Here is a 22,002-nt window from a genome sequence, read left to right as displayed (position 1 = left end):
TGCACCATCCTCGTCTCCACCCTTGCCAAACGACCGAATGTTCGGTTATTAATGGAGGAGAGTGAGAAGGAGTGAATGTGAACACCCTGCACGTGGACGAGCGCGAGGATCGCGTCGTGGTCACCCTCGACAGGCCCGCGCAACGCAACGCGATCAACGCGCAAATGATCGACGAACTGCATCAGGTTTGTGGACGCCTCGAACGGGATCCGAAGCTGCTCCTGCTTGCCGGGCGAGGAGACCACTTCGCGGGCGGCGCTGACATCGCGGAGCTCCGAGAGCGCGGACGAGACGAAGCGTTCGCGGGTATCAACCGCACGCTGTTCGACCGCATCGGAAAGCTCCCGCTGCCCACCGTCGCCGCAGTGAGCGGCTACGCGCTCGGTGGCGGGGCGGAGTTGACGTACGCCTGCGACATTCGCATCGCGACCACGACGGCGGTCTTCGGTAATCCCGAGCCCAATCTCGGGATAATGGCAGCCGCGGGTGCGAGCTATCGGCTGCCGAAGCTCGTCGGCGTCTCGATCGCGAAGCAAGTGCTCCTCGGTGCCAGGAACCTCGACGCCGAGCAGGCGCTACGAGCAGGTCTGGTTGTCGAGGTGACCGAACCGAACTGCCACGTCGACGCAGCGCATCGGCTGCTCGACCGTATTTCCCGACTGTCCCCGCTGGCACTGCGATTGACCAAGATCATCGTCGACGCGCCGGGATCGCATCCGTTTGCCGACGACATCGCCCAAGCCGTCCTGTTCGAGAGTTCGGACAAGCACGATCGCATGACGGCTTTCCTGGAGAAGAAATCATGACTGAATCAGTTGCACCGAAGGCCGTCGGAGTTATCGGCGGTGGACGCATGGGTGCAGGTATCGCCCAGGTGTTCGCCGCTCTGGGCGGGGCGGTCACCATCGCGGAGAGCGGCGACGCCGAGGCCGCGTTACAGCGTGTTTCCACCGGCCTCGACCGCGCCCACGAACGAGGGAAACTCGGCGACCAGGACCCCGCGACGGTCCTCGCGCGCGTGAGCGTCGTAGGCGCAGTAAGCTCCATGCCCCCGTCGCTCGACCTGATCGTCGAGGCGGTCCCGGAAATCGCGGCCCTCAAGGTCGAGGTTCTCGCGGCTGCCGAAACCGTTGCCGGAGAACGCACCGTGATCGCCAGCAATACCAGTTCCATGTCGATCGCCGAACTCGGTACAGCGCTGACGGATCCGAGCCGGTTCATCGGTATGCACTTCTTCAATCCAGTCCCGGCGTCGCTGTTGGTCGAGATCGTCCGGGCGCCTCAGACCCGCCCCGAGGTTGTCGACTCGGTACGAGCATGGGTGTCGATGCTCGGCAAAGCCGAGGTTCTCGTCAACGACTCACCCGGTTTTGCGACCAGCAGGCTTGGCGTCGGTCTCGGGCTCGAAGCCATCCGAATGCTCGAAGAAGGTGTGGCGGACGCGGAATCGATCGACCGGGCCATGGAATTGGGGTACCGGCATCCGATGGGGCCGCTGCGTTCGACGGATCTGGTCGGGTTGGATGTGCGCCTGGCGATCGCCGAACACCTCGCGAGCACTCTCGGTGATCGATTTACTCCTCCTGCACTGCTGCGAGAGAAGGTCGCCCGCGGCGAGTTGGGGCGCAAGACAGGACAGGGTTTTCACACATGGAGCTGAACCGAACTGCCTGCGAAAGGAACATCGATGACTGACGTGATCCGCTTGGAGATCGAGCGAGGTTTGGCGACAATCACTCTCGACCGGCCCAAGGCCGCCAATGCCGTCAACGGCGAAATGAAGTCTCAGCTGCTCGAGGCGTTGCTGCAGGTCCACGCGGACGCAGACGTTCGAGCGGTGTTGATTCTCGCCGAAGGCAAGAACTTCTGCGTCGGTCAGGATCTGGGCGAGCACGCGGCAGCGTTGGATGCCGATCCGGCGCACGCGATGGACACCGTCGCCGCGCACTACAACCCCATTGTGACGGCGCTGTCGACGCTGTCGGTCCCGGTGGTGGTGGGTATCGGCGGCGCCTGTGTCGGGGCGGGGTTGGGAATCGCGTTGGCCGGAGACATCCGTGTCGTGGGTGCTCGCGCGAGCTTTGCGACGGCATTCACCGGCATCGGTCTGGCCAGTGACTCGGGGCTCAGTCATGCGCTCGTGCACGCGCTCGGACCTAGCCGTGCCAGTGGCCTGATGTTGCTCGGCGACAGGTTCGACGCGCAGAGCGCACTGGAGTGGGGATTGGTTCATCGAGTGGTGGCCGACGAGGATGTCGCAGCTGAGGCTCGGGTACTCGCCCGCCGACTTGCCGACGGACCCACCGCGGCCTTCGCCCACGTGAAATCGCTGATCCGTGCAGTTGCTCCCGGGCTTTCACAGGCGCTGGAGGCCGAGGCGAACGCGCAGGTAAAGCTGGGTTCCACGGCAGATCATCGAAGCGCGGTCACGGCTTTCCTGTCGAAGCAGAAGCCGGTCTTCGAGGGCCGCTGATTTCTGTTCCGTCGAAAGATTCTCTTGTGCCCCGGGACACCGCGGTGCATACTAGTTACCAACCGATCATTCGGTAATAAAAGGTAGGTACGATGACCAACGTGGAAGCTCCACAAGACCTGCAGAACCTGTTCGACGAGACGATCGCGGCTGACCAGCGCATCGAGCCTCGCGACTGGATGCCGGACGGCTACCGCAAGACGCTGATTCGTCAGGTTGCCCAGCATGCGCACTCCGAGATCATCGGAATGCAGCCAGAGGGAAACTGGCTCACCCGTGCACCTTCGTTGCGACGCAAGGCGATTCTCATGGCGAAGGTCCAGGACGAGGCGGGGCACGGTTTGTATCTCTACTCCGCGGCCGAGACCCTCGGTGCCGACCGCGGCGATCTGACCACCAAACTGATCGAGGGAAAGCAGAAGTACTCCTCGATCTTCAACTACCCGACGCTGACCTACGCCGACGTGGGAGTGATCGGTTGGCTGGTCGACGGAGCCGCTATCTGCAATCAGGTTCCGCTGTGCCGCAGCTCCTTCGGGCCGTATGCACGCGCGATGATCCGTGTATGCAAGGAGGAGTCCTTCCATCAGCGGCAGGGTTTCGAGTTGCTGGCGACGATGATGCGCGGCACGGAAGCCCAACGTGCGATGGTGCAGGAAGCCGTCAACCGATGGTGGTGGCCTGCTCTGATGATGTTCGGACCGCCGGACGACGAGTCGCCGAACACCGAACAGTCGATGAAGTGGCGCATCAAGCGGCACACGAACGACGAACTGCGGCAGCGATTTGTGGACATGTCGATACCGCAGGCCGAGGTACTGGGTGTGACCTTCCCCGATCCCGACCTGCGCTGGAACCCTGAGCGTGGCGCTCACGATTTCGGCGAGCCGGACTGGAGCGAATTCATGGATGTGGTCCGCGGTAACGGGGCGGCGAGCGTCGAGCGGATCACCAATCGGAAAGCCGCACACGACAACGGGGCCTGGGTCCGTGACGCCGCCTACGCCTTTGCACAGTGCGAGAGACTCGCGCACGATCGCACGACTGGGGAAACAGCATGAGCGAGAACGATCAGGTACAGGGCGATCAGGTACGGGGCGAATGGCCTTTGTACGAGGTATTTCTGAGGGGAAAGCGCGGACTGAACCATGTCCATGTCGGATCACTGCGCGCGGCAGACGACCAGATGGCCCTACGCCACGCGCGTGACGTCTACACCAGACGTAACGAAGGCGTGAGCATCTGGGTCGTACCGTCCGCGAACATCGTGGCTTCGAGTCCGGCAGAAAAGGATCCGTTCTTCGCGCCGAGCGGCGACAAGGTCTACCGGCACCCGACCTTCTACGACATCCCGGACTCCGTTCCCCACATGTGAGAATCACTTCGACTTCGAGGACCAACAGATGAACGATCACGACAGTGCCTACGACGGCCTGGTCGACGGTGACGGCCACGGTCAGTGGGCGTTCGGAACCAGCTTCGACGACCCCCTCGCCGGAGTCGACACCACGGTGCCAGGCGACGTCGATCTCGGAGCCCTGGCGCGCTACTGCCTCATGCTCGGTGACGACGCGCTCGTCAGTTCGCAGCGACTCGCCGAATGGTCCACGCGAGCACCGGAACTCGAAGAAGAGGTAGCTCTCGCAAATGTCGGCCTGGATCTGATCGGGCAGGCCAGGCTGCTGCTTGCTCGCGCGGCAGCAGCCGATTCCACCGTGGTTCCGTTCATCTCGGATACGTCACCGGTGCCGGCCGAAGATGCGCTCGCCTTCTTTCGTGATCAGTTCGGTTTCCGTAACGTGAGACTGGTGGAACTCGCCAACGGCGACTTCGCACACACGGTCGTTCGGCTACTCGTGTTCGCGACCTGGCGGCTGGCGCTGTTCGATCGGCTCCGCACATCGCGGGATCCGGTTCTCGCTGCTGTGGCGAACAAAGGTGTCAAGGAACTGACCTATCACCGCGACTACGCGGCAAGATGGGTCGTCACCTTGGGCGCCGGCACGGCAGAATCAAAGCGCCGGACGGCCGACGCCCTGCTCGAGATCTTCCCGTTCGTGGACGAACTCTTTGTTCCCACTCAAGACGAACTCGTTTTGGCAGAAGTTGGCGTCGGAGTGGATCCGCGTACTGTTCGGCCGGAGTTCGACGCTGTTCTTGCCCAGGTGCTCCATGCGGCCGAAATGGAAGAGCCCCCTGCACGTTTCTCCGGTTTCGTCGGCGGCCGCGGTGGACGCGCCGGATTGCATACCGGGGCACTGGGACTGCTTCTCGCCGAAATGCAGAGCGTCGCTCGGGAGCACCCTGAAGGGGTGTGGTGACCGTGGCTGCCACCACCGTCTCGTCCGCGCAGGAGATCGTCGCCTCGGTGATGGATCCGGAGATGCCACTGCTTACTCTGGCCGATCTCGGGGTCATCCGATCGGTCGACGTCGAAGCGAACTTCGTCTGTGTGACAATCACTCCCACCTATTCCGGGTGTCCAGCGATGGCGACGATGCGAGACGACATCGAGCACAAGCTGAACGATGCGGGGTACGGCAGCGTCCAGATCAAGACTCAACTGTCGCCGCCTTGGAGTTCGGATTGGATCAGCGAAGAAGGGCTCGCGAAACTTCGGACGGCTGGGTACTCGGTGCCGGGGGCAGCGCCGCGCCGCACCTCGGGGCCGATCGCATTGACCTTGACGGCCAAGCCCCGCGACATCCTCTGCCCCCAGTGCGGTTCGGCAAACACCAGACTGAGTTCGGAATTCGGTGCGACCCTGTGCAAAGCGCTGTATCGCTGCCTCGACTGCCTCGAGCCGTTCGATCACGTGAAGGAGATCTGAACAGATGAGTACCGCAACGACGAACCGGAACAAACCCTTTCACCCGTTGACGGTCGCCGGTGTCGAATCACTGTGCGACGACGCAGTTGCCGTCACCTTCGACGTGCCTGCCGATATCGCCGATCAATTCGACTTCGGCGCCGGGCAGTCACTGACACTGCGGCGGATGATCGACGGCGTCGAACACCGTCGTTCCTACTCGATCTGTGCACCGGTAGGCGCGTCTCCAAGGGTGGGGGTTCGCGAAGTAGCAGACGGACTCTTCTCCACCTGGTTGGTGCGCGACGTCAAGGCCGGGGATCAAATCGACGTCCAGGGCCCTTCGGGCAATTTCGTCGCCGATCCGGCACTGGGTGGACGGCACGTTCTGATCGCGGCGGGCTCTGGCATCACGCCCATGCTTTCCATCGCTGCAACACTTTTGGCGAACCCCGAGGCCGATGTCACCCTGCTGTACGGGAACAGGCGTACTCGTTCGGTGATGTTCGCCGAAGAAATCGCCGACCTGAAGGACCGGTACGGTGCGCGCCTGGACGTCATTCACGTTCTCTCTCGCGAACCGCGGGAGGTCGAGTTGTTCTCGGGCCGTCTCGACGCCGGCCGGTTGCGTGAGATCTTCACCTCTCTCGTACCGTGCGACCAGGTCGACGGCTTCTGGCTCTGTGGTCCCTTCGGGATGGTCAACGACGCCCAGGAAGTGCTGGCCGGCTTGGGAATTGCCAAGGATCGCATCCATCACGAGCTGTTCTACGTCGACGATGTCGCTCCACCCGTCGCAGTGCATCGTGAGCGCGGAATTGTCGGACCGAGCAGCGAGGTGACGATTACTCTCGACGGTCGATCGACCACCGCGACGTTGCCACGCGACCAGTCGATTCTCGATGCGGCCGAACAGTACCGCTCGGATCTGCCCTTCGCCTGCAAGGGCGGAGTGTGCGGAACGTGCCGCGCCAAGGTCACCTGCGGTGATGTGGAGATGCGCAGGAACTACGCACTCGAAGACTACGAAGTCGACGCGGGTTTCGTGCTGACCTGCCAGACCTTTCCTGTCGGTGACCAGATAACAGTCGATTTCGACGCCTGACCGCCCGCACAGCGCCCTCACTGAGCCCACCGGAGACAATCATGACCGAACTCGCCACTGCTACTTCGCAAGAAATCGAATTTGCCGGCCGGGACCGCATTTCGACGCTCCAACTGGAGCGGATGCAATGGTCCCTGATGCACGCGTACACCAATGTTCCGCACTACCGCAAAGCTTTCGACGACGCCGGCGTCCACCCGAGCGACTTGAAGGATCTGAGCGATCTCGCGAAGTTCCCCTTCACCACCAAAGCGGATCTGCGCGAGAACTATCCGTTCAAGATGTTCGCGGTACCCCAGGACAAGGTCTCGCGAATTCACGCGTCCTCGGGGACGACCGGGCGCCCGACGGTGGTGGGGTACACGAGCAATGACCTGAACAACTGGGCCGATCTCATCGCGCGCAGTCTCTCGGCCGGCGGCGTGCGGTCGTCGGACAAAGTTCACGTGGCTTACGGGTACGGCCTGTTCACCGGTGGGTTGGGAGCACACTACGGTGCTGAACGATTGGGCTGCACGGTCATTCCCATGTCCGGTGGCATGACCGAGCGGCAGATTCAGCTGATCGAGGACTTCGAGCCCGATGCCATCATGGTGACTCCGTCGTACATGTTGACCATCGTGGATGCGATGATCAAGAAGGGGATCGATCCCTCGAAGACCTCGCTGAGGGTGGGAGTTTTCGGAGCGGAACCGTGGACCGAACAGATGCGGACCGAGTTGGAACAGCAACTCGACATGCATGCGGTGGACATCTACGGACTCTCCGAGATCATGGGCCCGGGCGTGGCAATGGAATGTGTGGAAACCAAAGACGGACTCCATATCTGGGAAGACCACTTCTACCCGGAGATCATCGATCCGGTCACGGGCGAGGTGCTCCCGGACGGTGAGGAAGGGGAGCTGGTTTTCACCTCGCTCACCAAGGAGGCGCTGCCCATCATTCGCTATCGCACCAGGGACCTGACCCGTCTGTTGCCCGGTACGGCGCGCACGATGCGACGGATGCAGAAGGTGACCGGCCGGACCGACGACATGATCATCCTGCGTGGGGTCAATCTGTTCCCCACGCAGATCGAAGAACTGATCCTGACCGTCCCCGCCCTCGCGCCTCAATTCCAGTGTGTGCTGGAGCGTCCGGGCCGAATGGACACCCTGACGGTGTGCGTCGAGGCTCGCCCCGATGCGGCATTATCGGACCATGCGGCGGCATCGTCTGCATTGCAGAAGCTGGTGAAGAACAAGATCGGTGTCACGGTCGAGGTGAACGTGCTCGAACCGGGCGGACTCGAACGCTCGATCGGTAAAGCGCGTCGTCTGATCGACCAACGTCCGAAGGGCTGAAACTACTCCAGGGCCATGCGGGTGGCGAAGATTCCGAGAATGCCACCAGCTAGCCACTTCTGAGCCCGCATCCACACCGGACGTGCCATCAGGAAAGCTGACACGGCTGCCGCACAGCACACGATCAACGCGTTGACGGTGACTGCGACAAGGATCTGCACGCCGCCGAGTACGAGTGCCTGTTGCCAGACCGGACCCGCAGTGGGATCGACGAACTGGGGGATCAGTGCCGCGTACATCAGAGCGATCTTGGGATTGAGCAGATTCGTGGTCAGACCCATCCCGAACAGTCGACCGCTGCCGTGGCGGTCGACGGCGCCCACCTCGAAGGCGGACTTCCCGCCTGGTCGGAGCGTCGACCAGGCGAGATAGGCCAGATACAGGGCGCCGCCGATTTTCACCGCGGTGAACACCGTGGGTACGGCGAAGAGAACCGCCGTCAGCCCGGCACACGTGGCGGCGAGGTAGACCAGGAAACCGGTTGCGACTCCGGCGAGCGAGATCAAACCTGCCCGGCGGCCCTGGCTGATGCTGCGGGACACCAGGTAAATCATGTTGGGGCCCGGTGTCAGAACCATCGCCAGGGCGATCAGCGCGACTCCCGTCATCGACGCTGACGTGATCATGTCGGTCTCCCACTACTCGATCTGGATATTCCGTCGAGTACACAAGGGGTTACCGTGGCAGGCCAAGGTCCAGTTCGCAGACAGTGGTCCGCTCAGGTATTGGCCCAGCTGTCGGGACCGAAGACCTCGTAGTGGATATTCTGCGCCGGGACGTCGCGTTCGAGCAACGATGCGCGCATCGCCAACATGAACGGCATCGGCCCGCAGAGGAACGCCTGGGTATCCGGCTCTACGGTGATGTCACGCAGATCGGCTCGGCCTTCGTGAACCGATCCGAAGGGCACATGCGTGCCGAGGTCCTCGTACCAGCGGTGCAGGGTTGCTGCGGGAATCTTGTCGACGAGCGTGCTGAGTTCTGCTCGGTGAGCATGATCTGCGATGGATCGATCAGCATGAATGACGGAGACGGGACGCTGTGCGCCGGTATCGGCAAGATGATTGAGCATGCCGATCATCGGTGTGCAACCGATTCCGGCCGATGCGAGTAGCAGTGGCGAGTCGTCGTCGGGCATGGTGAGATCACCGAACGGGGTGGTGACGGAGAGTTCTTGTCCTTCGAATACGTTGTTGTAGAGGAAGTTCGATACTTCACCGTCGGGAGTGCCCGAGATTCGCTTCACACTGATCCGCCAGTCCGCGCTACTCGGTATCGAACACAGGCTGTACTGACGGATCTGGCGGGCGCCGTCCGGAAGGATGACACCGACCGAAAGATACTGTCCGGGAGCGAAGGTGGGTAGAGCGCTGCCGTCGACCGAGGAGAGTGTCAGGGAGACAGTGTCGGCGGATTGAAGGACGCGCTCGCTGACTCTGACCGTTCGCCACACGTCGCCGGTCTCGACACCGGCGAGCTGGTAGAGACCCCGTTCCATCGTGATGAGGGTTTCCGCCATCAACCAGTAGACCTCGTCCCAGGCTGCGGCGACTTCGGGAGTCACTGCATCTCCGAGTATTTCGACGATCGCGGCGAAGAGGTGTTCGTGAACGATCGCGTACTGATCGGGGGTGATTCCCAACGACGCATGCTTGTGAGCGATACGCGAAAGGATGAGATCGACCTTGGCGCTGTCGGGTTCGAGCTGCAGCGTAGCGAATGCCGCGATAGCGCCCGCGAGTGCTTTCTGCTGTTCGCCCTGCTTCTGATTGCCGCGATTGAACAGGTCGCGTTCGAGTTCGGGATGTGCGTCGAACATCCTGCGGTAGAACAGGGTTGTGATATCGCCGATGGCGGCGCCGACCACGGGGAGTGTGGCGCGAATGACCTCGGTTGACTGTGGGGAAAGCATGAGCTGCTCCGTTCGGTCGAGATTCGGTTGATCAGCCTGCTTCGTCGCTACGAGTGGTGAGGCGAAGCAGAACAGTTTTGGACGGCTGTCGGATGACGTCCTCGATCGTGACGGCGTCGAGCGAGACGAAAAACGCTTCCTGAGCGTCACGCAATGCACTCCGAAGGAGGCAACCACCGCGCAGTGGGCACGGTTTGTCGCCTTCGCAGTCGACGACTTCACCCGGGCCTTCGAGGCGTCTGGCCAGCCAGCCGATGGTGGCGGTGCGGCCGAGTTCGGTGATGGAAAGTCCGCCGCCGCGGCCGCGCCTGGTTGTGACGATGCCCAACTCGCCGAGCCGTGTAACCACTTTGGTGGCATGGGAGTACGACACGTTGAGCTGCTGCGCAACATCCCGAGTGCTGGGGGAGGCATCCGCGTCGAGTACGGCCAACCGCATGACGACGCGCAATCCCAGATCGGTGAACTGCGTCAGTTGCATGATCTGAACCTACATAATTCGCATCTGAGATGACTATTTATGTGAGGGGGATCTCGAGGGCCCCTACCGGAGCGAACGGTACGTTTGGCGCCCTCAGTGCGCCGAACGTACCGTTCGCTCACAATCGGGTGGCCGAACCTCCGGCAGTTGCGCTGAGAAAGTGGGGTGCTCGCCAACCTCGCACCGCAAACTCGCGGCTCACCGACGCGATGACCTCCGCACCGCTTCCTTCCGGAACCAACGCGATGGCCGAGCCTCCGAAGCCGCCGCCGGTCATCCGTGCGCCGATCGCACCCCCGCGTCGTGCTGCGGCAACGGCGACATCGAGTTCTTCGCACGAGACCTCGAAGTCGTCACGCAATGAAGCGTGAGAGTTGTCGAGCAGCTCTCCGATGTCGCTGAATCTGTTGCTGCGTAGGAGTTCTGCGACCCTTCGGGTTCGTTCGATCTCGGTCACCACGTGCCGCGCCCGCGCTCGGAGGATCGGGTCTCGCACTGTCTCGGCCTGGTTTGCAGTAGCCTCTCGCAAACTGTCGACGCCGAGAGCTGTAGCTGCATCGAGACATTGAGCGCGTCGTAACCCGTACTGTCCGTCCGCGAGCGAGTGCTTGACCCGAGTGTCGACGACGATCAGTTCGAAACCCGCACCGTGGAGGTCGAACGGGATGGGTTCGGTGGACCCGTCCTGGCAGTCCAGCAGGAGCGCGGTCGACGGCTGAGCAAAGAGGGCAATTGTTTGATCCATGCCGCCGGTCGGTGCCCCGACGCCCTCGTTCTCGGCTCGGATACAAGCTTGCACGAGCTGGTCACGGCTGAACGGTGAATCGTGAAGTTCGTTGACGGCCAACGCAACCGAGCAGGTGAGGGCAGCGGAACTCGAGAGCCCGGCTCCGACGGGTACCGACGAGTCGACTGCCAGATCGATTCCTCCGAGTGGGAGGCCTTCGAGCGCAAGAGACCACAGAACGGCTGTTGGGTAGGCGGCCCATCCTGCTGTGATGTCGCCGATGGACCCGGTGTATGTCTCGTCGGATTGCCGGCTGTGCACGCGGACGACGCCGTCGCTGCGCAGTGCGACAGCAACCAGTGTTCGCTGCTCGAGAGCGACCGGAAGGCACAATCCACCGTTGTAGTCCGTGTGTTCACCGATAAGGTTGACTCGACCAGGTGCCGCCCAAACTCCGGTTGCCGGATACCCGCAGGCGTCGATGAACTGGTGGAGCACGGATTCTTTCGAGACGGCATCCACTATTTCAACTCCCGTAGTCGGGCCGCCACTGCCTCGGGAATGGCGTCGTTCACCCAGGCGCCCATGGCGGACTCGGACCCGGCGAGGTATTTGAGTTTGCCCGGCGCGCGCAAGATCGAGAACAGCTGAAGATGCAGTCGACTCAGAGGTCGGTCGATGCGGACGGGAGCTTGGTGCCAGGCAGCGATGTACGGTACCCGGTCGATGCCCGGATAGAAGCGATCGACACGGCGCAGGAGATCTTGGTAAACGACCGCAAGTTCCTCGCGCTCTTCGTCGTTCAGCGAGGGAAGGTCCGGGATGTCGCGATGCGGTGCCAGGTGAATCTCGATGGGCCATCGTGCGGCGATCGGGACGTAGGCGCTCCAGTGATCGCCGTCGTAGATCAACCGGGTTCCGTCCTCGCGCTCGGACGCCAGAACATCGGCGAGTAGTGAGCGCCCGGTGCGCTCGAAGTGTTTGTCTGCTTGCGTCAGCATGGATCGGGTGCGTGGCGTGACATACGGGTACGCGTAGATCTGTCCGTGCGGGTGGGTGAGTGTTACCCCGATTTCTTCGCCGCGGTTCTCGAAGCAGAAGACTTGTTCCACAACCGGATCCGCTGACAACTCTTCGGTCCGAGAAATCCAGGCACCCACAATCGTGCGCATGCGTTCGAGCGGAAGTTCGGCGACGGACGCCGTGTGATCGCTCGAGAAACACATCACTTCGCAGTGGCCGAGGGCTGGGCGATCCCCCGGGCCGTCTCCGGTGTTGGGGGCGCCATCCTGCGGTGCCGACGCAAAGCTCGGAAACCGATTCTCGAACACCGCGACGTCGTAGTCCGCGTCGGGTATTTCTGTAGGCGTGCGTGTTTCGTTGGTCGGGCACAGCGGGCATTCGGCAGTGGAGGGGAGATGGGTCCGTGTCATGCGATGGGAGGCCACGGTGATCCACTCGCCGGTGAGCACGTCGTACCTCATTCGAGACGAGTGGTCGAGTGTCGGCAGTTCGCGGGTATCTCGCGCAGTGTGGTCGCGGGTACGGCCGGCGTCGTCGAAGTAGAAGATCTGACGCCCGTCGGCAAGGGAGCGGCGGGTCGGGTTCCGCTCCGACGTCATGCGTCGACTTCCCATTCCAGAACACCCTTGCTGACAACGGGTTTCCAGACTCCGATCGTGGACCCTGTCTCCAACGCAGCGGCATGGGCGGCCAGCATGACCGAGATGGACGCCCAGATCGGCCCGCCGTTGTCGGTGGCGTCCGACGCGTACTCCGTCACACAATGATGGAGTGCGCCGCTGCGCGTGTCCACGAAGTAGTGGTACTCGTCCAGTCCGGCAAAGGGAATGAACGAGGGGATGAACATGGTTGCGGCAGTGCCTGCGTCGCGTCGATCGTGTCGATCCATCTCGTCCTCGGAGTAGTGGTCGGGATTCTCGTAGATCGTCTCGTCCCATGTTTCGAGGAGAGTGAGACGCACTTCGGTTGCGACGTCGATGGGGTAGAAGAACTTGTCGGGGAGCACGCTGCCGAGGAAGAGTCCCGTCCGGTCGTCGTGGGTCAGGCTGCCGTTGTGCACCCGGTACAGGTCGCGAAGTTCCTGGGGCCACGTGACGCCGGTCGAGGCTTCGAATTCCTCGACGACGGCGTCACCGAGCCCTGGTTGAAACGCTGCAGCCGTCACCGGTGCGTGTGTACGGCACCACGCTTCGATTCGGCTCCATTCGTTTGCAACGCTCATGGGCTTTACGATACGTCCGAGTCAGGACCCGTGAATCAGGTACTGGAGCGTGTTCACCAGCTTTCGGTCCGAAGCCTCGGACTTTCGGCCGGTGATTCCCGAGCGGAGAACGGCGGAACCCTCGAGCAGGCTCACGATGGTCTGGGCCGTTGCGCTGAGGTCCACCGCATCCAGATCCGGTTGTGCACACGCAACAGCGCGCTCAACGTGTGCGATGTACTGCGCGTAGAAGTCTCGAACCACCACGGCCACTTCCTCGTCTGCCGCAGCAATCGCCCATACTTCGACGTACAAGCGCACTGTTGCCTCGTCGTCCTGTTCTCCGAGCAGGACTGCGATGAAGTGTTCGGATTCCTCGCGGGACAAGCTCTGATCCGTATCGGTGACGACGGCAAGGCGATCCAGTGAACGGGTCAATGCACGTGACATCACTGCGCGTATCAGATCTGCGCGGGTGGGGTAGTAATGCTGCAGATGCCCCACTCGCACGCCGGCCGCGGCTGCGAAATCGCGCATTGCCGAGTTGGCATTGCCCTGCGTGGTGAGGACCTGTTCTGCTGCGTCGAGAAGTGCTGCCGCGCGGGCGGCACCCTTGGAGGGGGTCATGCCCGCAATACTGCCACCCCGAAGTTCTCCAACTCGGAGACGGTGCTGCGCGGGTTCGGAAGCGACTCGGGGAAAGCAACTCCCGGCCGAGCATCGCCGCTCGAGGCGCGTCTGACGGCGAGCGCGCCGCCCACCGCGGTGAGGTGAGCCTGTCCCTGCGGATCTACGATCGTTGCGCTCGTCGTGCCCCTCGGACCGGTGACGTCGATGCGTACTTGCGCACTCCCGCCCTTGCCGGGCGAGTACAGGAGTCCACGTCGTAGGGGTGTGAAGCGGTCGCCGCGACCCCAACGAAACAGGCCCACCTTCTTGGCGGCAAGTAGGGCGGTGGTGGATGCATTCGAACTGAAACCGATTCGAGTACTGGCAGTTTCGGTGCCCAATGTCATGGGAAATGTGAATTGTTCCGGAGTGTCGATTCTTCCGACCTTGGTACGCGAACCGGGAAAGTCGATCCAGCGTGTATCGGTCAACGGGCTGACGGTGATCGGGTTGCCGTTCTGCATCACCTCGAAATCCTGGCCGAGGCGATCGATGAAGTCGACGGAGTCGAGCCCGGCAATATCGTTGACGTCGTAGCGAATCGAGACGTCGACGGTGGTTGCGCCACCGAGTTCCTCGGCCAATGCTGCGGTGACGATGTTGGTGACGCCGCCCATCCATCCGGACGAGAGGTACACCGGTGCTTTCGGCGACATCTGGCCGGCCAGAGTGGCGGCGCGAGCGACGCGGGATGTCCAGCGGGTGATGTCCACGTAGGGAATTCCGGCCTCGACGGCGGCGGACAACACACGATCGTGGGGATCGTTGACCGTCGACACGACGGCGCGTACCGACGCGTCGAAGGGTGTCGGGTCGAGGAGGTCCCAACGACGAACGGAGGCGCGGTGACGGCGAGCCAGTTCGTTGCCGCGCTCGGGGGTGCGCCCGGTGAGGAGCAGCGGGAAGTCTGCGGCGAGCAGGGCGGTCAGAGCGCTGCCCACGGTTCCGTATCCGCCGGCCACGAGGATCGGGCCGTCGGCTGAGTACTGCAATGAATCGGTCATGCACTCAACTCTAGGTCAAATGACCTAAAACGTCGAATGGCGTTTTCGAGTGCTCAGTCCCGGTGTCGCACGATGTTGACGACGTTGCCGTCGGGTGCCCGGACGAGGAATCGGCGAACACCCCACTCTTCGGTCGTGATGGGGTGCACGATTTCGTAGCCGAGCTTTCGCGCCTCTTCGTAGGCGCCGTCGACGTCATCCGTGTGGACGGAGATGACCGAGTCTTCGGGCGCAGTGGCGTCGTGCGTGACGAGCTGTACGTGCGCCCCGGTGTCGGGGGAGGTGTAGCGAGCGACCCATCCCAAGTTGAACTCTTCGGTGCTCAGGCCGAGATAGTCGGAGTAGAAGCTACTGGCGGTTCCGACATCGGCGACTTTGAGATTGGCGGTGATGCGTCGTGTACGCATGTGGTTCTCCTACCTTCGGGCAACAGATGTGCTCGATGATCGTCCGAATGCGGAGTCGTGTCGACTGTGTAGTCCGAAGATGCGGGCTACCTGCTTGATTCGATCTGTCACTGCGGATCGAACGAGCTCACAGTTCCCCACCGTGAGAAGGGAAGGACGATCAGTTGAACCTTGCCGATGACATTGTCGATCGGCACCGTTCCTCTGTGTTCGTCATCGAGATGGAAACGTGAATCCTTCGAATGGGCACGGTTGTCGCCCATTACCCACAGGTTCCCGTCGGGAACGGTGATCGGGCCGAAATATCTTCCCTGACAAGGGATACCGTTGCCCGAGATGAGATTGTCGATGTACGGCTCCGTCAGCGGCTCGCCGTTCACTCTGAGCCCCTCTTCCTCGGACAGGCACTGTACGGTTTGGCCTCCGACCGCGACAACCCGCTTCACGAGGTCGTTTTCGTCCGGGGGGACCAAGCCGACGACGGACCCGAGTCCCTGAAACGCTCGAACCACCGAATTGTCGGATCGAATGGATCGATACTCGTCGTTCCAGGATTCGGGCCCTTTGAACACGATTACATCCCCAGGCTGCGGATCCCCGAATCGATAGCTGATCCTGTCGACGAGGATCTTGTCGCCCGTGCATCCGGTGCATCCGTGCAGCGTCGGTTCCATGGACTCGGACGGGATCAGAAAAATGCGTCCGACGAAGTTCTGAATGACGACACTCAGAACCAGGGCGACGACAACGAGAATGAGAATCTCACGCCACAGTGGACGTTTTCTCGGATGAGCAGCCTTCGTCGATTCAGTCGAGCCTTCGTGGGCGTCGGATTCCGTCACACTTCCGACAATAGATGGCGCCACCAGTCGCCGACCCGATACGCACCTTCTCGGTTCGTGAAACTACCTGTAGGCCGCCATGCTTCAGAATTTGATCACATCCCCCACGAATATCCGGTCGGGATCGGCGATCCAGGCATTGGCAGCCCAAACATCCTGCCAACGAAAACCTTTCGCAGAGGCCAGGTTGGACAACGTATCGCCCGCGGACACGGTCACCGCGTCGCCCGCTGCTGTATCGCATGCTCCCGCCGATTTCAGGAAGCCGACAGGATCGACAGCGTCGTTGTTGTGGATGCGGAGATGAAGATGCGGGCCGGTCGAACTCCCGGTGTTGCCCGTAGCGCCGATCTTGTCACCGACCTCGACATGATCGCCTTCGCTCACCCAGGTTTCGGAGAGGTGTCCCATCTGGATCTGTTCGCCGGTGTTCGCTTCCAGCTGGATGTAAGTTCCGTATCCGCCGGGATCGTACGGTCCGGCAACTGAGATCGAGCCCGAGGTCGGGGCATGGAGCACGGTCCCCACATCGACCGCGAAATCCGTACCGTCGTGCCCAGGATGGAATCCCTGGGAGATGATCCCGTCGACCGGCCATTCCCACCTGCATATGTTGTCGGCCTGCGGTGCCGCCGGTGCCATCTGGAGAGCCTCGGCGGACTCTTCGGTCGATGGAGTCCGAGTGGACGAATCCGGGGTGGTGCCACCCCAGCCGAGGTAGGCGCCACACACCGGCCATGCACCGATGCCCTGAGCTGAGAGGGTTGTCTCCGCAGCCGCGACTTGATCGGCAACCGACGCCATGTCGGCGCGAGCCGGTGCACCCTCCGGTTTGTATGCGTCCCACGTCGACTGTGTGAACTGGAGCCCTCCGTAGAAGCCGTTGCCGGTGTTGATGTTCCAGTCTCCGGAACTCTCGCACATGGCCACTTGTGACCAATCGTGTGCGCTGGCTACGCCCGTGTCGACGATTGCGCCGGCAACTGTGAGAGCGCCTGCTCCCGCGGCTATCGTGACGAACCGTGCGGTGTGAGAACGATTGTTTCTCCGGTGATTTCCCATGATTGTTTTCCTTGATCGGTCTGACGGACAGCGATTGCGGTTCGACGTGCGGCTGGTGTGTTGCGCAACGCGTTTCGCGAAATCGTCAGTGCTGAAATGTGATTGAGGCGGACGGTGTGTGAAGGTCCTGGCTTCGACGTCATGATTTCGAGGCATGGCAAGATTGGCCGCTCTTCGCGATCGCCGACAACGGCTCAATGGCCCGGTGGCATACCTGTTTTACGGACCGACGCAGTACGGATACCGACGCAGTACGACCACCGACGCAGTCGGCGCCGATTGGTGCCGCTTGAAGGCAACTGGCTGCCGTGTCCCGGTCGTCGGCGATTCGATACCGGGCGGATACAGGTAGCCGAACAGGCCATTCGGCCCGTGTGCAGCCGAGCGCAGATTGCCATGCTGAAGCAACACCGAAACAGGATCGCTGTCGATCCCCGAGCTTGCGGCACGCCGGCGCCACATTGAACGAATGGCGCACCCTTTTGAGGGAGATGTGTCGCGCCCCAAGGGTCGCGTTCTGCGCCCGGGGATGAGCCCTCCTGCGGTATCCGGAGAGTTGGATACTGCAGGAGGGCATTCTCTTGCCGTAGTGGACGCCGAAGGCAGCGTCTCGTACGCCGCCTGTCTTTCGCCGTCTGTCGACAAGGGTGCGTGGTGACCAGGGCGCATTGTCAGCACGGCCGTCGCGACGACATAGCGGGTGGCCGTCGAACCAGCCGGGTGCGATCAATGGTTCGAGCCGAAACACTCACAGCAGACTTGCCGAACAGGTGCCGTCAGCCTGTGCCCGATCGAGGTATTCAGCCAAGGGATCGGTGCCCGACTTGTCTGTTAATGCAGGTGAATGGGAGTGTAGGGGTGCTCATTACCCGAAAGTAAGGAACCCGTGAACGATGTTTGACTCGACGTGGCGACGGTGGTCATGGCGCGCCGGAACGGCATCGGCCCTGGCAGTGGCCTTGTTTGCGGTGGGGTCGCCGGCTGGTGCGCAGGAGACCGTCGACCTGGCCGACGTGTTCAACCCGTTGGTCGTGAAGGCACTTCAGGGCGCCGACATCTCGACCGAATTGACTCCACTCGGGCTCTCGTCCGACGATCCGTGGTTCGACGAGCCTGAAATCGAGCCCGGCACCGCCCCAGGGACTCTTCTCAAGGCGCGTCCGGTGAGCGTTCAGGTTTACCAGGTCCGCCCGGACGTCGTTTCGGCTCACCAGCTCATGTACACAACCACTGATCATTTCGGTCGGCAGGTGATCAGCACCGGGATTCTGATGATCCCCGAGGACGGTACTGCACCAGGTGAACGCAAGATCATCGGATACGCCGAGGCGAACGACAGCCTGGGCGCGAACTGCGCGCCCAGTCATCAGTGGACCGGTGGAAACCAGAGCGACCCCGCGATGTTCTCGGCGCTCGGCCCGGTGGCGCAGATGTTCGGTCACGGCTGGGCAGTGATGATGAGCGACGTCGGCAACGACGGCGACACGGCTCCTCACCCGTTCTCGATCGGACAGTTCTCGGGCAAGGCGACGCTCGACGGTGTGCGGGCAGCGCTCGCGCTTCCTGAAGCCGGCCTCGAATCGGATACACCTGTGGGTATCTACGGCGTCGCCGGAGGCGGTGTCGCAGCAGGTTTTGCCGCGGAACAGGCGCACGACTACGCGCCGGAACTGAACGTCCAGGCCAGTGCCATCCAGGCGATGATGATCGATCCGGCAACGTTCGAGGAGACGGCGGCCGGAGGGATCGGTTCGGGATTCGTCTTCTCGAGCATTCTCGGATTCGACGCGGGTTACCCCGACATCCGTCTCGATGATCACCTCACTCCGATCGGGCACAACGTGGCCGGCGCCTTCCGCGCTTCGTGCCAGGCGCTGTACCTCGGGCTCCCGTTCGTTCCCTTCGACGTCCTGCTGACCAACCCGGCTCCCCGAACGATCCCGGCCCTGGCGGCGGCGTACGCGGACAACACGTTGGGAAAGCAGACGCCGGCTTCCAAGCTTCTGATCTCCTCCTGTGAGGACGATTTTCTCGTCCCCTTCAGCGAGGCAGAACAATTGGCGCAGACGTATCGCACAGGCGGTGCAGACGTGGACCTGATCCCCTCGCAGTGCGGGCCGCTCGATTACGTGACCGATCTCTACAAGACGGTGACCGATCAGTTGGGTATGCAGGACATTGCCTGGTTGGCAAAGACCTTCGACGAAGCCGAAGGGTGATGAGCATGCGGAAGTCTCTGACGCGCAGGGATTTTGCGCGCGCAGTTCTCGTCGCTTCGGCAGGTATCGGAGGTGCGGTCGTACTGGGAAGCCGGGCGTCCGCGGGCACTGGTGACCTGGACAGGTACCTCGACCTCGAAGCAGTGAACGCAAACGCCGAAGCAGCGGGCGGTCTGCATCCGCTACTCCCGTCGGATTCCGCGACGCTGCGGAGTCTGGTCGATGCTGCCCGAGCGTCGGGTGTAGACCCGTACCGCTATCAGACCCTCCTCAAGCAGTACTGGCTCGCAGTGGGAACTGAATCCGCAGGTATCGATCTCGCGTCGTGGACGCCGTTCGACGGGGTACACGCGAATCTCGGAAACCTGACCAACACTTTCCAGTTCTACGAGCGACTCCAACTCGAGCATCGAGAACTGCAGTGGGCAGGTATGGGCGGAATGGTCGGGCCCGCTTTCGCCGGTGGCCTGCTCGACTTGGACTACGGGCGAGTGGTGTTGGAAGTCCAGGCGATCAGCGAAGCGATGGCACTGGTGTGGCGAGAGGTCGACCGCGTCGGATCGCCGATCACGACGTCGATGGGAGCGCCCGAGGACATCGCGGCGCTCCTCCAGGTCGGCCACGAGATTCGTCCCGAGGACGTGATGTGGTTCCAGGGCAAGGTGATCGCGATGAGCAAACACATCTTCTCGGATCTGATTCCGATGCACATGGCGTGGGTTCACGACGGCGTCGACGGCATTGCCGAACTCGATCGTGCGGGGCTGCTCGACGAGAACGCCCGTACCGCGTGGACCAACATCGCTTCGGGGACACCGGAGGCGGTGTTCGACGGCAACGTGCGTCTGCTGCGGCGGGAGCAGTACCAGTCGGTGGGTGATCAGTGGGACGAGGCAAAGGCCTACCGTGGCAGCGTCGGTCGCTCATTGACTTACCTGACCACCTTCGCCGCATCACCGTCCATGCCGGGTGTCGTGCCGCCGCGTGAGTCGAACCCACTCTCGTTCGCGGTGGGCAATGCCGTTGTGAAAACACCGCTTCCGGACTTCAACTGGGCTGACCGGGGCGGTCGTTGGACCTACATCAACGATCAGTTGCTCCCGGTCTACAACAACTTGATGAAGAATCAGCCGGAACTGTGGCGATCGACGCTGGCGGCGCCGGTGTCCGTTCGAATTACCGAGCAGCGAATGATCGCTCGCTTGCCGGACATGCTGCGGTCCGTGCTGTCGACTCTTGCGATCACGGTGAACTGACTTCGGTGGCGGGGCTTCGGGAGCCCCGCCACCGCCGTGAGCTAGTTGATCAGGCCTGGCTCAGTTCTGCTTGCATGCGCGCGGAGTCCTTGCCGACGGTGCGCGTGGCCAGGTAGATGAATACCGCGGTGAGTGCCAACATGATCGGCACGAGATACATTGCCGAGTTCAGCCCGTCGCCGGCGTACTGAGTCAATTTTCCGGTACCGGCGTCGGCAAGCGCACGCTTGGCGAACCAGTCCGAAATCGCGCCTACAGCAACAGGTCCCGAGAATCCGCCGAGAAGATACATGGCAGCGAAGAACAGCGCTGTCGCAGTGCCGCGAAGCCTGGGAACCACGACATCGTGAATTGCAGGGTAGACGCTGATGTAGAAGCCGTAGGCCAGAAGCCAACCGGCCGAGAACAAGAGCGTGAACATCACGACGCTCCCGCCGTGTTGCAGAAGTGCCAACGCCGTCAAAGGCGCTGCCAATGCCGAGGTTCCCACGCCGATCATCAAGCGTGCTCGCGGTGAGCGTGCGCTGGCCTTGTCTGCGTACTTGGCGCCGAGAACCAATCCGATCAGGCCGGTGATACCGACGATGATGCCGGTGACCGACGCTGCAGCAGTCAGTTTCAGGTGGTACTGGCGCATCAGAAGCGGGACGACGAACGAATTGACCGCGTAGGCAGCGAAGTTGAAGGTCAGTCCGGCAAGGATGAGCCAGCGGAGCGTGGGAATTGCAAGCAGGCGACGGATCGGTCGCGTGATCGGTGCCTGTGAAACAGCGGCTGCGCGGGCCTCCGGACTTTCGGAACCGCCACGAATCGGATCTGCCATGCGGTAGAGGACAACTGCCAGAAGGACACCGGGAATCGCGGCGAGGAAGAACGGTGCCCGCCAGCTGTCGAAGGCCTCGGCGATCTTGCCGACGGTGAAGTACGCGAGCATCAGACCGATCGGCAAGCCGAGCATGAAGACGCCGAGAGCACGCGAGCGTCGTTCCGCCGGGTACATATCGCCGATCATGGAGTTTGCCGCTGGTGTGAACGTCGCTTCGCCTACGCCGACACCCAGGCGCGCAAGGATGAACAGCACGTAGCTGCCGGCTGCACCGGTTGCTGCCGTCAGGCCGCTCCACACCAGGAGGCCGATGCCGATGATCTTGGGCCGGTTCTTCGTGTCGGCCAACCGGCCCAGCGGCAGCCCGGCGATCGCGTAGACCAGGGTGAAGGCAGAGGTGATCAATCCCAATTGCAGGTCGCTGAGCGAGAACTCGTTCTTGATCGGCTCGGCGACGACCGAGGGGATCGCCCGATCGAAGAAGTTGAGCATGTTTGCGAGAAACAGTGCGACGAGTGTGCCGCCGAGCAGTTTGTCACGGGTTCCGACGGGGGCGCCGTCGACGGACGGCAGCGGTGGAGCGTCTCGTTGAATTGACATGGTTGTTCCACCCTTTTCGCGAGTGCTGAATGAATTGTGCTGG

25 protein-coding genes are annotated in these 22,002 nt (G+C 62.3%); 12 read left to right on the top strand and 13 right to left on the bottom strand.

The features are described 5' to 3' along the window. Nucleotides 1-77: 77 nt before the first annotated feature. The 9 genes from ABWI03_RS04070 to paaK all read left to right on the top strand — a co-directional run bounded on the left by ABWI03_RS04070 (nt 78) and on the right by paaK (nt 7,730). Complete coding sequence (locus tag ABWI03_RS04070; protein ID WP_124568074.1) at nt 78-806, top strand: enoyl-CoA hydratase/isomerase family protein; 729 nt, start codon at nt 78-80, stop codon at nt 804-806. Further along, nucleotides 803-1,660 (top strand): 3-hydroxyacyl-CoA dehydrogenase family protein, encoded by an 858-nt coding sequence (locus ABWI03_RS04065; protein ID WP_298776817.1) that lies wholly within the window; start codon nt 803-805, stop codon nt 1,658-1,660. The genes ABWI03_RS04070 and ABWI03_RS04065 overlap by 4 nt, the downstream gene beginning before the upstream one ends. 27 nt (nt 1,661-1,687) lie before the next feature. Continuing rightward, entirely contained in the window at nt 1,688-2,473 is a 786-nt protein-coding gene (locus ABWI03_RS04060; protein WP_095972823.1) for an enoyl-CoA hydratase/isomerase family protein, read from the top strand. 92 nt (nt 2,474-2,565) lie between these two features. Next, complete coding sequence (paaA, locus tag ABWI03_RS04055) at nt 2,566-3,534, top strand: 1,2-phenylacetyl-CoA epoxidase subunit PaaA (RefSeq protein ID WP_298776819.1); 969 nt, start codon at nt 2,566-2,568, stop codon at nt 3,532-3,534. After that, on the top strand, nt 3,531-3,848 hold the full coding sequence (paaB, locus tag ABWI03_RS04050) for a 1,2-phenylacetyl-CoA epoxidase subunit PaaB (protein ID WP_003942879.1): 318 nt from the start codon (nt 3,531-3,533) through the stop codon (nt 3,846-3,848). Before paaA ends, paaB begins: the two co-directional genes overlap by 4 nt. 28 nt (nt 3,849-3,876) lie before the next feature. Further along, nucleotides 3,877-4,794 (top strand): 1,2-phenylacetyl-CoA epoxidase subunit PaaC, encoded by a 918-nt coding sequence (gene paaC / locus ABWI03_RS04045; protein WP_296552733.1) that lies wholly within the window; start codon nt 3,877-3,879, stop codon nt 4,792-4,794. A gap of 50 nt (nt 4,795-4,844) precedes the next feature. Continuing rightward, entirely contained in the window at nt 4,845-5,303 is a 459-nt protein-coding gene (gene paaD / locus ABWI03_RS04040) for a 1,2-phenylacetyl-CoA epoxidase subunit PaaD (RefSeq protein WP_044480149.1), read from the top strand. A gap of 4 nt (nt 5,304-5,307) precedes the next feature. After that, nucleotides 5,308-6,387 (top strand): 1,2-phenylacetyl-CoA epoxidase subunit PaaE, encoded by a 1,080-nt coding sequence (gene paaE / locus ABWI03_RS04035; RefSeq protein ID WP_200313143.1) that lies wholly within the window; start codon nt 5,308-5,310, stop codon nt 6,385-6,387. Between the two features lie 41 nt (nt 6,388-6,428). Beyond that, a complete protein-coding gene (gene paaK, locus ABWI03_RS04030) occupies nt 6,429-7,730 on the top strand; it encodes a phenylacetate--CoA ligase PaaK (protein ID WP_298776823.1) in 1,302 nt (433 codons plus the stop codon). 2 nt (nt 7,731-7,732) lie between these two features. Here the strand turns inward: paaK and ABWI03_RS04025 are convergent, their stop codons facing one another. The 12 genes from ABWI03_RS04025 to ABWI03_RS03960 all read right to left on the bottom strand — a co-directional run bounded on the left by ABWI03_RS04025 (nt 7,733) and on the right by ABWI03_RS03960 (nt 17,469). After that, nucleotides 7,733-8,356, bottom strand: coding sequence for a LysE family translocator (locus ABWI03_RS04025; protein WP_095972818.1), 624 nt, complete (start codon nt 8,354-8,356; stop codon nt 7,733-7,735). 92 nt (nt 8,357-8,448) lie between these two features. Then, nucleotides 8,449-9,642: a globin domain-containing protein gene (locus tag ABWI03_RS04020; RefSeq protein WP_298776825.1), complete on the bottom strand. Its 1,194-nt coding sequence runs from the start codon at nt 9,640-9,642 to the stop codon at nt 8,449-8,451. A 31-nt stretch (nt 9,643-9,673) separates the two neighbouring features. After that, nucleotides 9,674-10,123 carry an RrF2 family transcriptional regulator gene (locus tag ABWI03_RS04015; RefSeq protein WP_042446409.1) on the bottom strand — a complete coding sequence of 150 codons (450 nt, stop codon included), beginning with the start codon at nt 10,121-10,123 and terminating at the stop codon, nt 9,674-9,676. Nucleotides 10,124-10,241: 118 nt separating this feature from the next. Continuing rightward, nucleotides 10,242-11,372 (bottom strand): galactokinase, encoded by a 1,131-nt coding sequence (gene galK / locus ABWI03_RS04010; RefSeq protein ID WP_298776826.1) that lies wholly within the window; start codon nt 11,370-11,372, stop codon nt 10,242-10,244. Further along, on the bottom strand, nt 11,372-12,472 hold the full coding sequence (gene galT / locus ABWI03_RS04005; RefSeq protein ID WP_298776827.1) for a galactose-1-phosphate uridylyltransferase: 1,101 nt from the start codon (nt 12,470-12,472) through the stop codon (nt 11,372-11,374). Before galT ends, galK begins: the two co-directional genes overlap by 1 nt. Further along, the gene (locus ABWI03_RS04000; protein WP_298776828.1) at nt 12,469-13,095 is read right to left on the bottom strand and encodes an SMI1/KNR4 family protein; all 627 of its coding nucleotides are present in this window, start codon (nt 13,093-13,095) and stop codon (nt 12,469-12,471) included. The genes galT and ABWI03_RS04000 overlap by 4 nt, the downstream gene beginning before the upstream one ends. A 21-nt stretch (nt 13,096-13,116) precedes the next feature. After that, complete coding sequence (locus ABWI03_RS03995; protein ID WP_095972813.1) at nt 13,117-13,701, bottom strand: TetR family transcriptional regulator C-terminal domain-containing protein; 585 nt, start codon at nt 13,699-13,701, stop codon at nt 13,117-13,119. Further along, on the bottom strand, nt 13,698-14,747 hold the full coding sequence (locus tag ABWI03_RS03990) for a saccharopine dehydrogenase family protein (protein ID WP_298776829.1): 1,050 nt from the start codon (nt 14,745-14,747) through the stop codon (nt 13,698-13,700). Before ABWI03_RS03990 ends, ABWI03_RS03995 begins: the two co-directional genes overlap by 4 nt. Nucleotides 14,748-14,800: 53 nt before the next feature. After that, nucleotides 14,801-15,154 carry a VOC family protein gene (locus ABWI03_RS03985; protein ID WP_298776830.1) on the bottom strand — a complete coding sequence of 118 codons (354 nt, stop codon included), beginning with the start codon at nt 15,152-15,154 and terminating at the stop codon, nt 14,801-14,803. A gap of 107 nt (nt 15,155-15,261) precedes the next feature. Continuing rightward, nucleotides 15,262-15,996, bottom strand: coding sequence for a signal peptidase I (lepB, locus tag ABWI03_RS03980; RefSeq protein ID WP_298776831.1), 735 nt, complete (start codon nt 15,994-15,996; stop codon nt 15,262-15,264). An 84-nt stretch (nt 15,997-16,080) separates the two neighbouring features. After that, on the bottom strand, nt 16,081-17,058 hold the full coding sequence (locus tag ABWI03_RS34175) for a transglycosylase family protein (protein ID WP_166812674.1): 978 nt from the start codon (nt 17,056-17,058) through the stop codon (nt 16,081-16,083). Between the two features lie 219 nt (nt 17,059-17,277). Further along, entirely contained in the window at nt 17,278-17,469 is a 192-nt protein-coding gene (locus ABWI03_RS03960) for a hypothetical protein (protein WP_143538729.1), read from the bottom strand. A gap of 58 nt (nt 17,470-17,527) precedes the next feature. Between ABWI03_RS03960 and ABWI03_RS03955 the strand changes: the two genes are divergently transcribed. The 3 genes from ABWI03_RS03955 to ABWI03_RS03945 all read left to right on the top strand — a co-directional run bounded on the left by ABWI03_RS03955 (nt 17,528) and on the right by ABWI03_RS03945 (nt 20,533). Beyond that, entirely contained in the window at nt 17,528-17,716 is a 189-nt protein-coding gene (locus tag ABWI03_RS03955) for a hypothetical protein (protein WP_166812676.1), read from the top strand. 235 nt (nt 17,717-17,951) lie between these two features. Further along, nucleotides 17,952-19,277 carry a lipase family protein gene (locus tag ABWI03_RS03950; RefSeq protein WP_298776832.1) on the top strand — a complete coding sequence of 442 codons (1,326 nt, stop codon included), beginning with the start codon at nt 17,952-17,954 and terminating at the stop codon, nt 19,275-19,277. 5 nt (nt 19,278-19,282) lie between these two features. Continuing rightward, nucleotides 19,283-20,533 carry a Tat pathway signal protein gene (locus tag ABWI03_RS03945; protein ID WP_253253040.1) on the top strand — a complete coding sequence of 417 codons (1,251 nt, stop codon included), beginning with the start codon at nt 19,283-19,285 and terminating at the stop codon, nt 20,531-20,533. Nucleotides 20,534-20,582: 49 nt separating this feature from the next. Here the strand turns inward: ABWI03_RS03945 and ABWI03_RS03940 are convergent, their stop codons facing one another. Then, nucleotides 20,583-21,959, bottom strand: a complete 1,377-nt coding sequence (locus ABWI03_RS03940; RefSeq protein ID WP_298776833.1) for a spinster family MFS transporter — start codon at nt 21,957-21,959, stop codon at nt 20,583-20,585. Between the last annotated feature and the right edge of the window lie 43 nt (nt 21,960-22,002).

Origin of the sequence: Rhodococcus baikonurensis (genome assembly GCF_040489275.1) — a bacterium.
Classification (GTDB): Bacteria; Actinomycetota; Actinomycetes; order Mycobacteriales; family Mycobacteriaceae; genus Rhodococcus_F; species Rhodococcus_F baikonurensis.
Note: the sequence above shows the minus strand (reverse complement) of the source record. Positions and strands in the feature narration are given on the sequence as shown.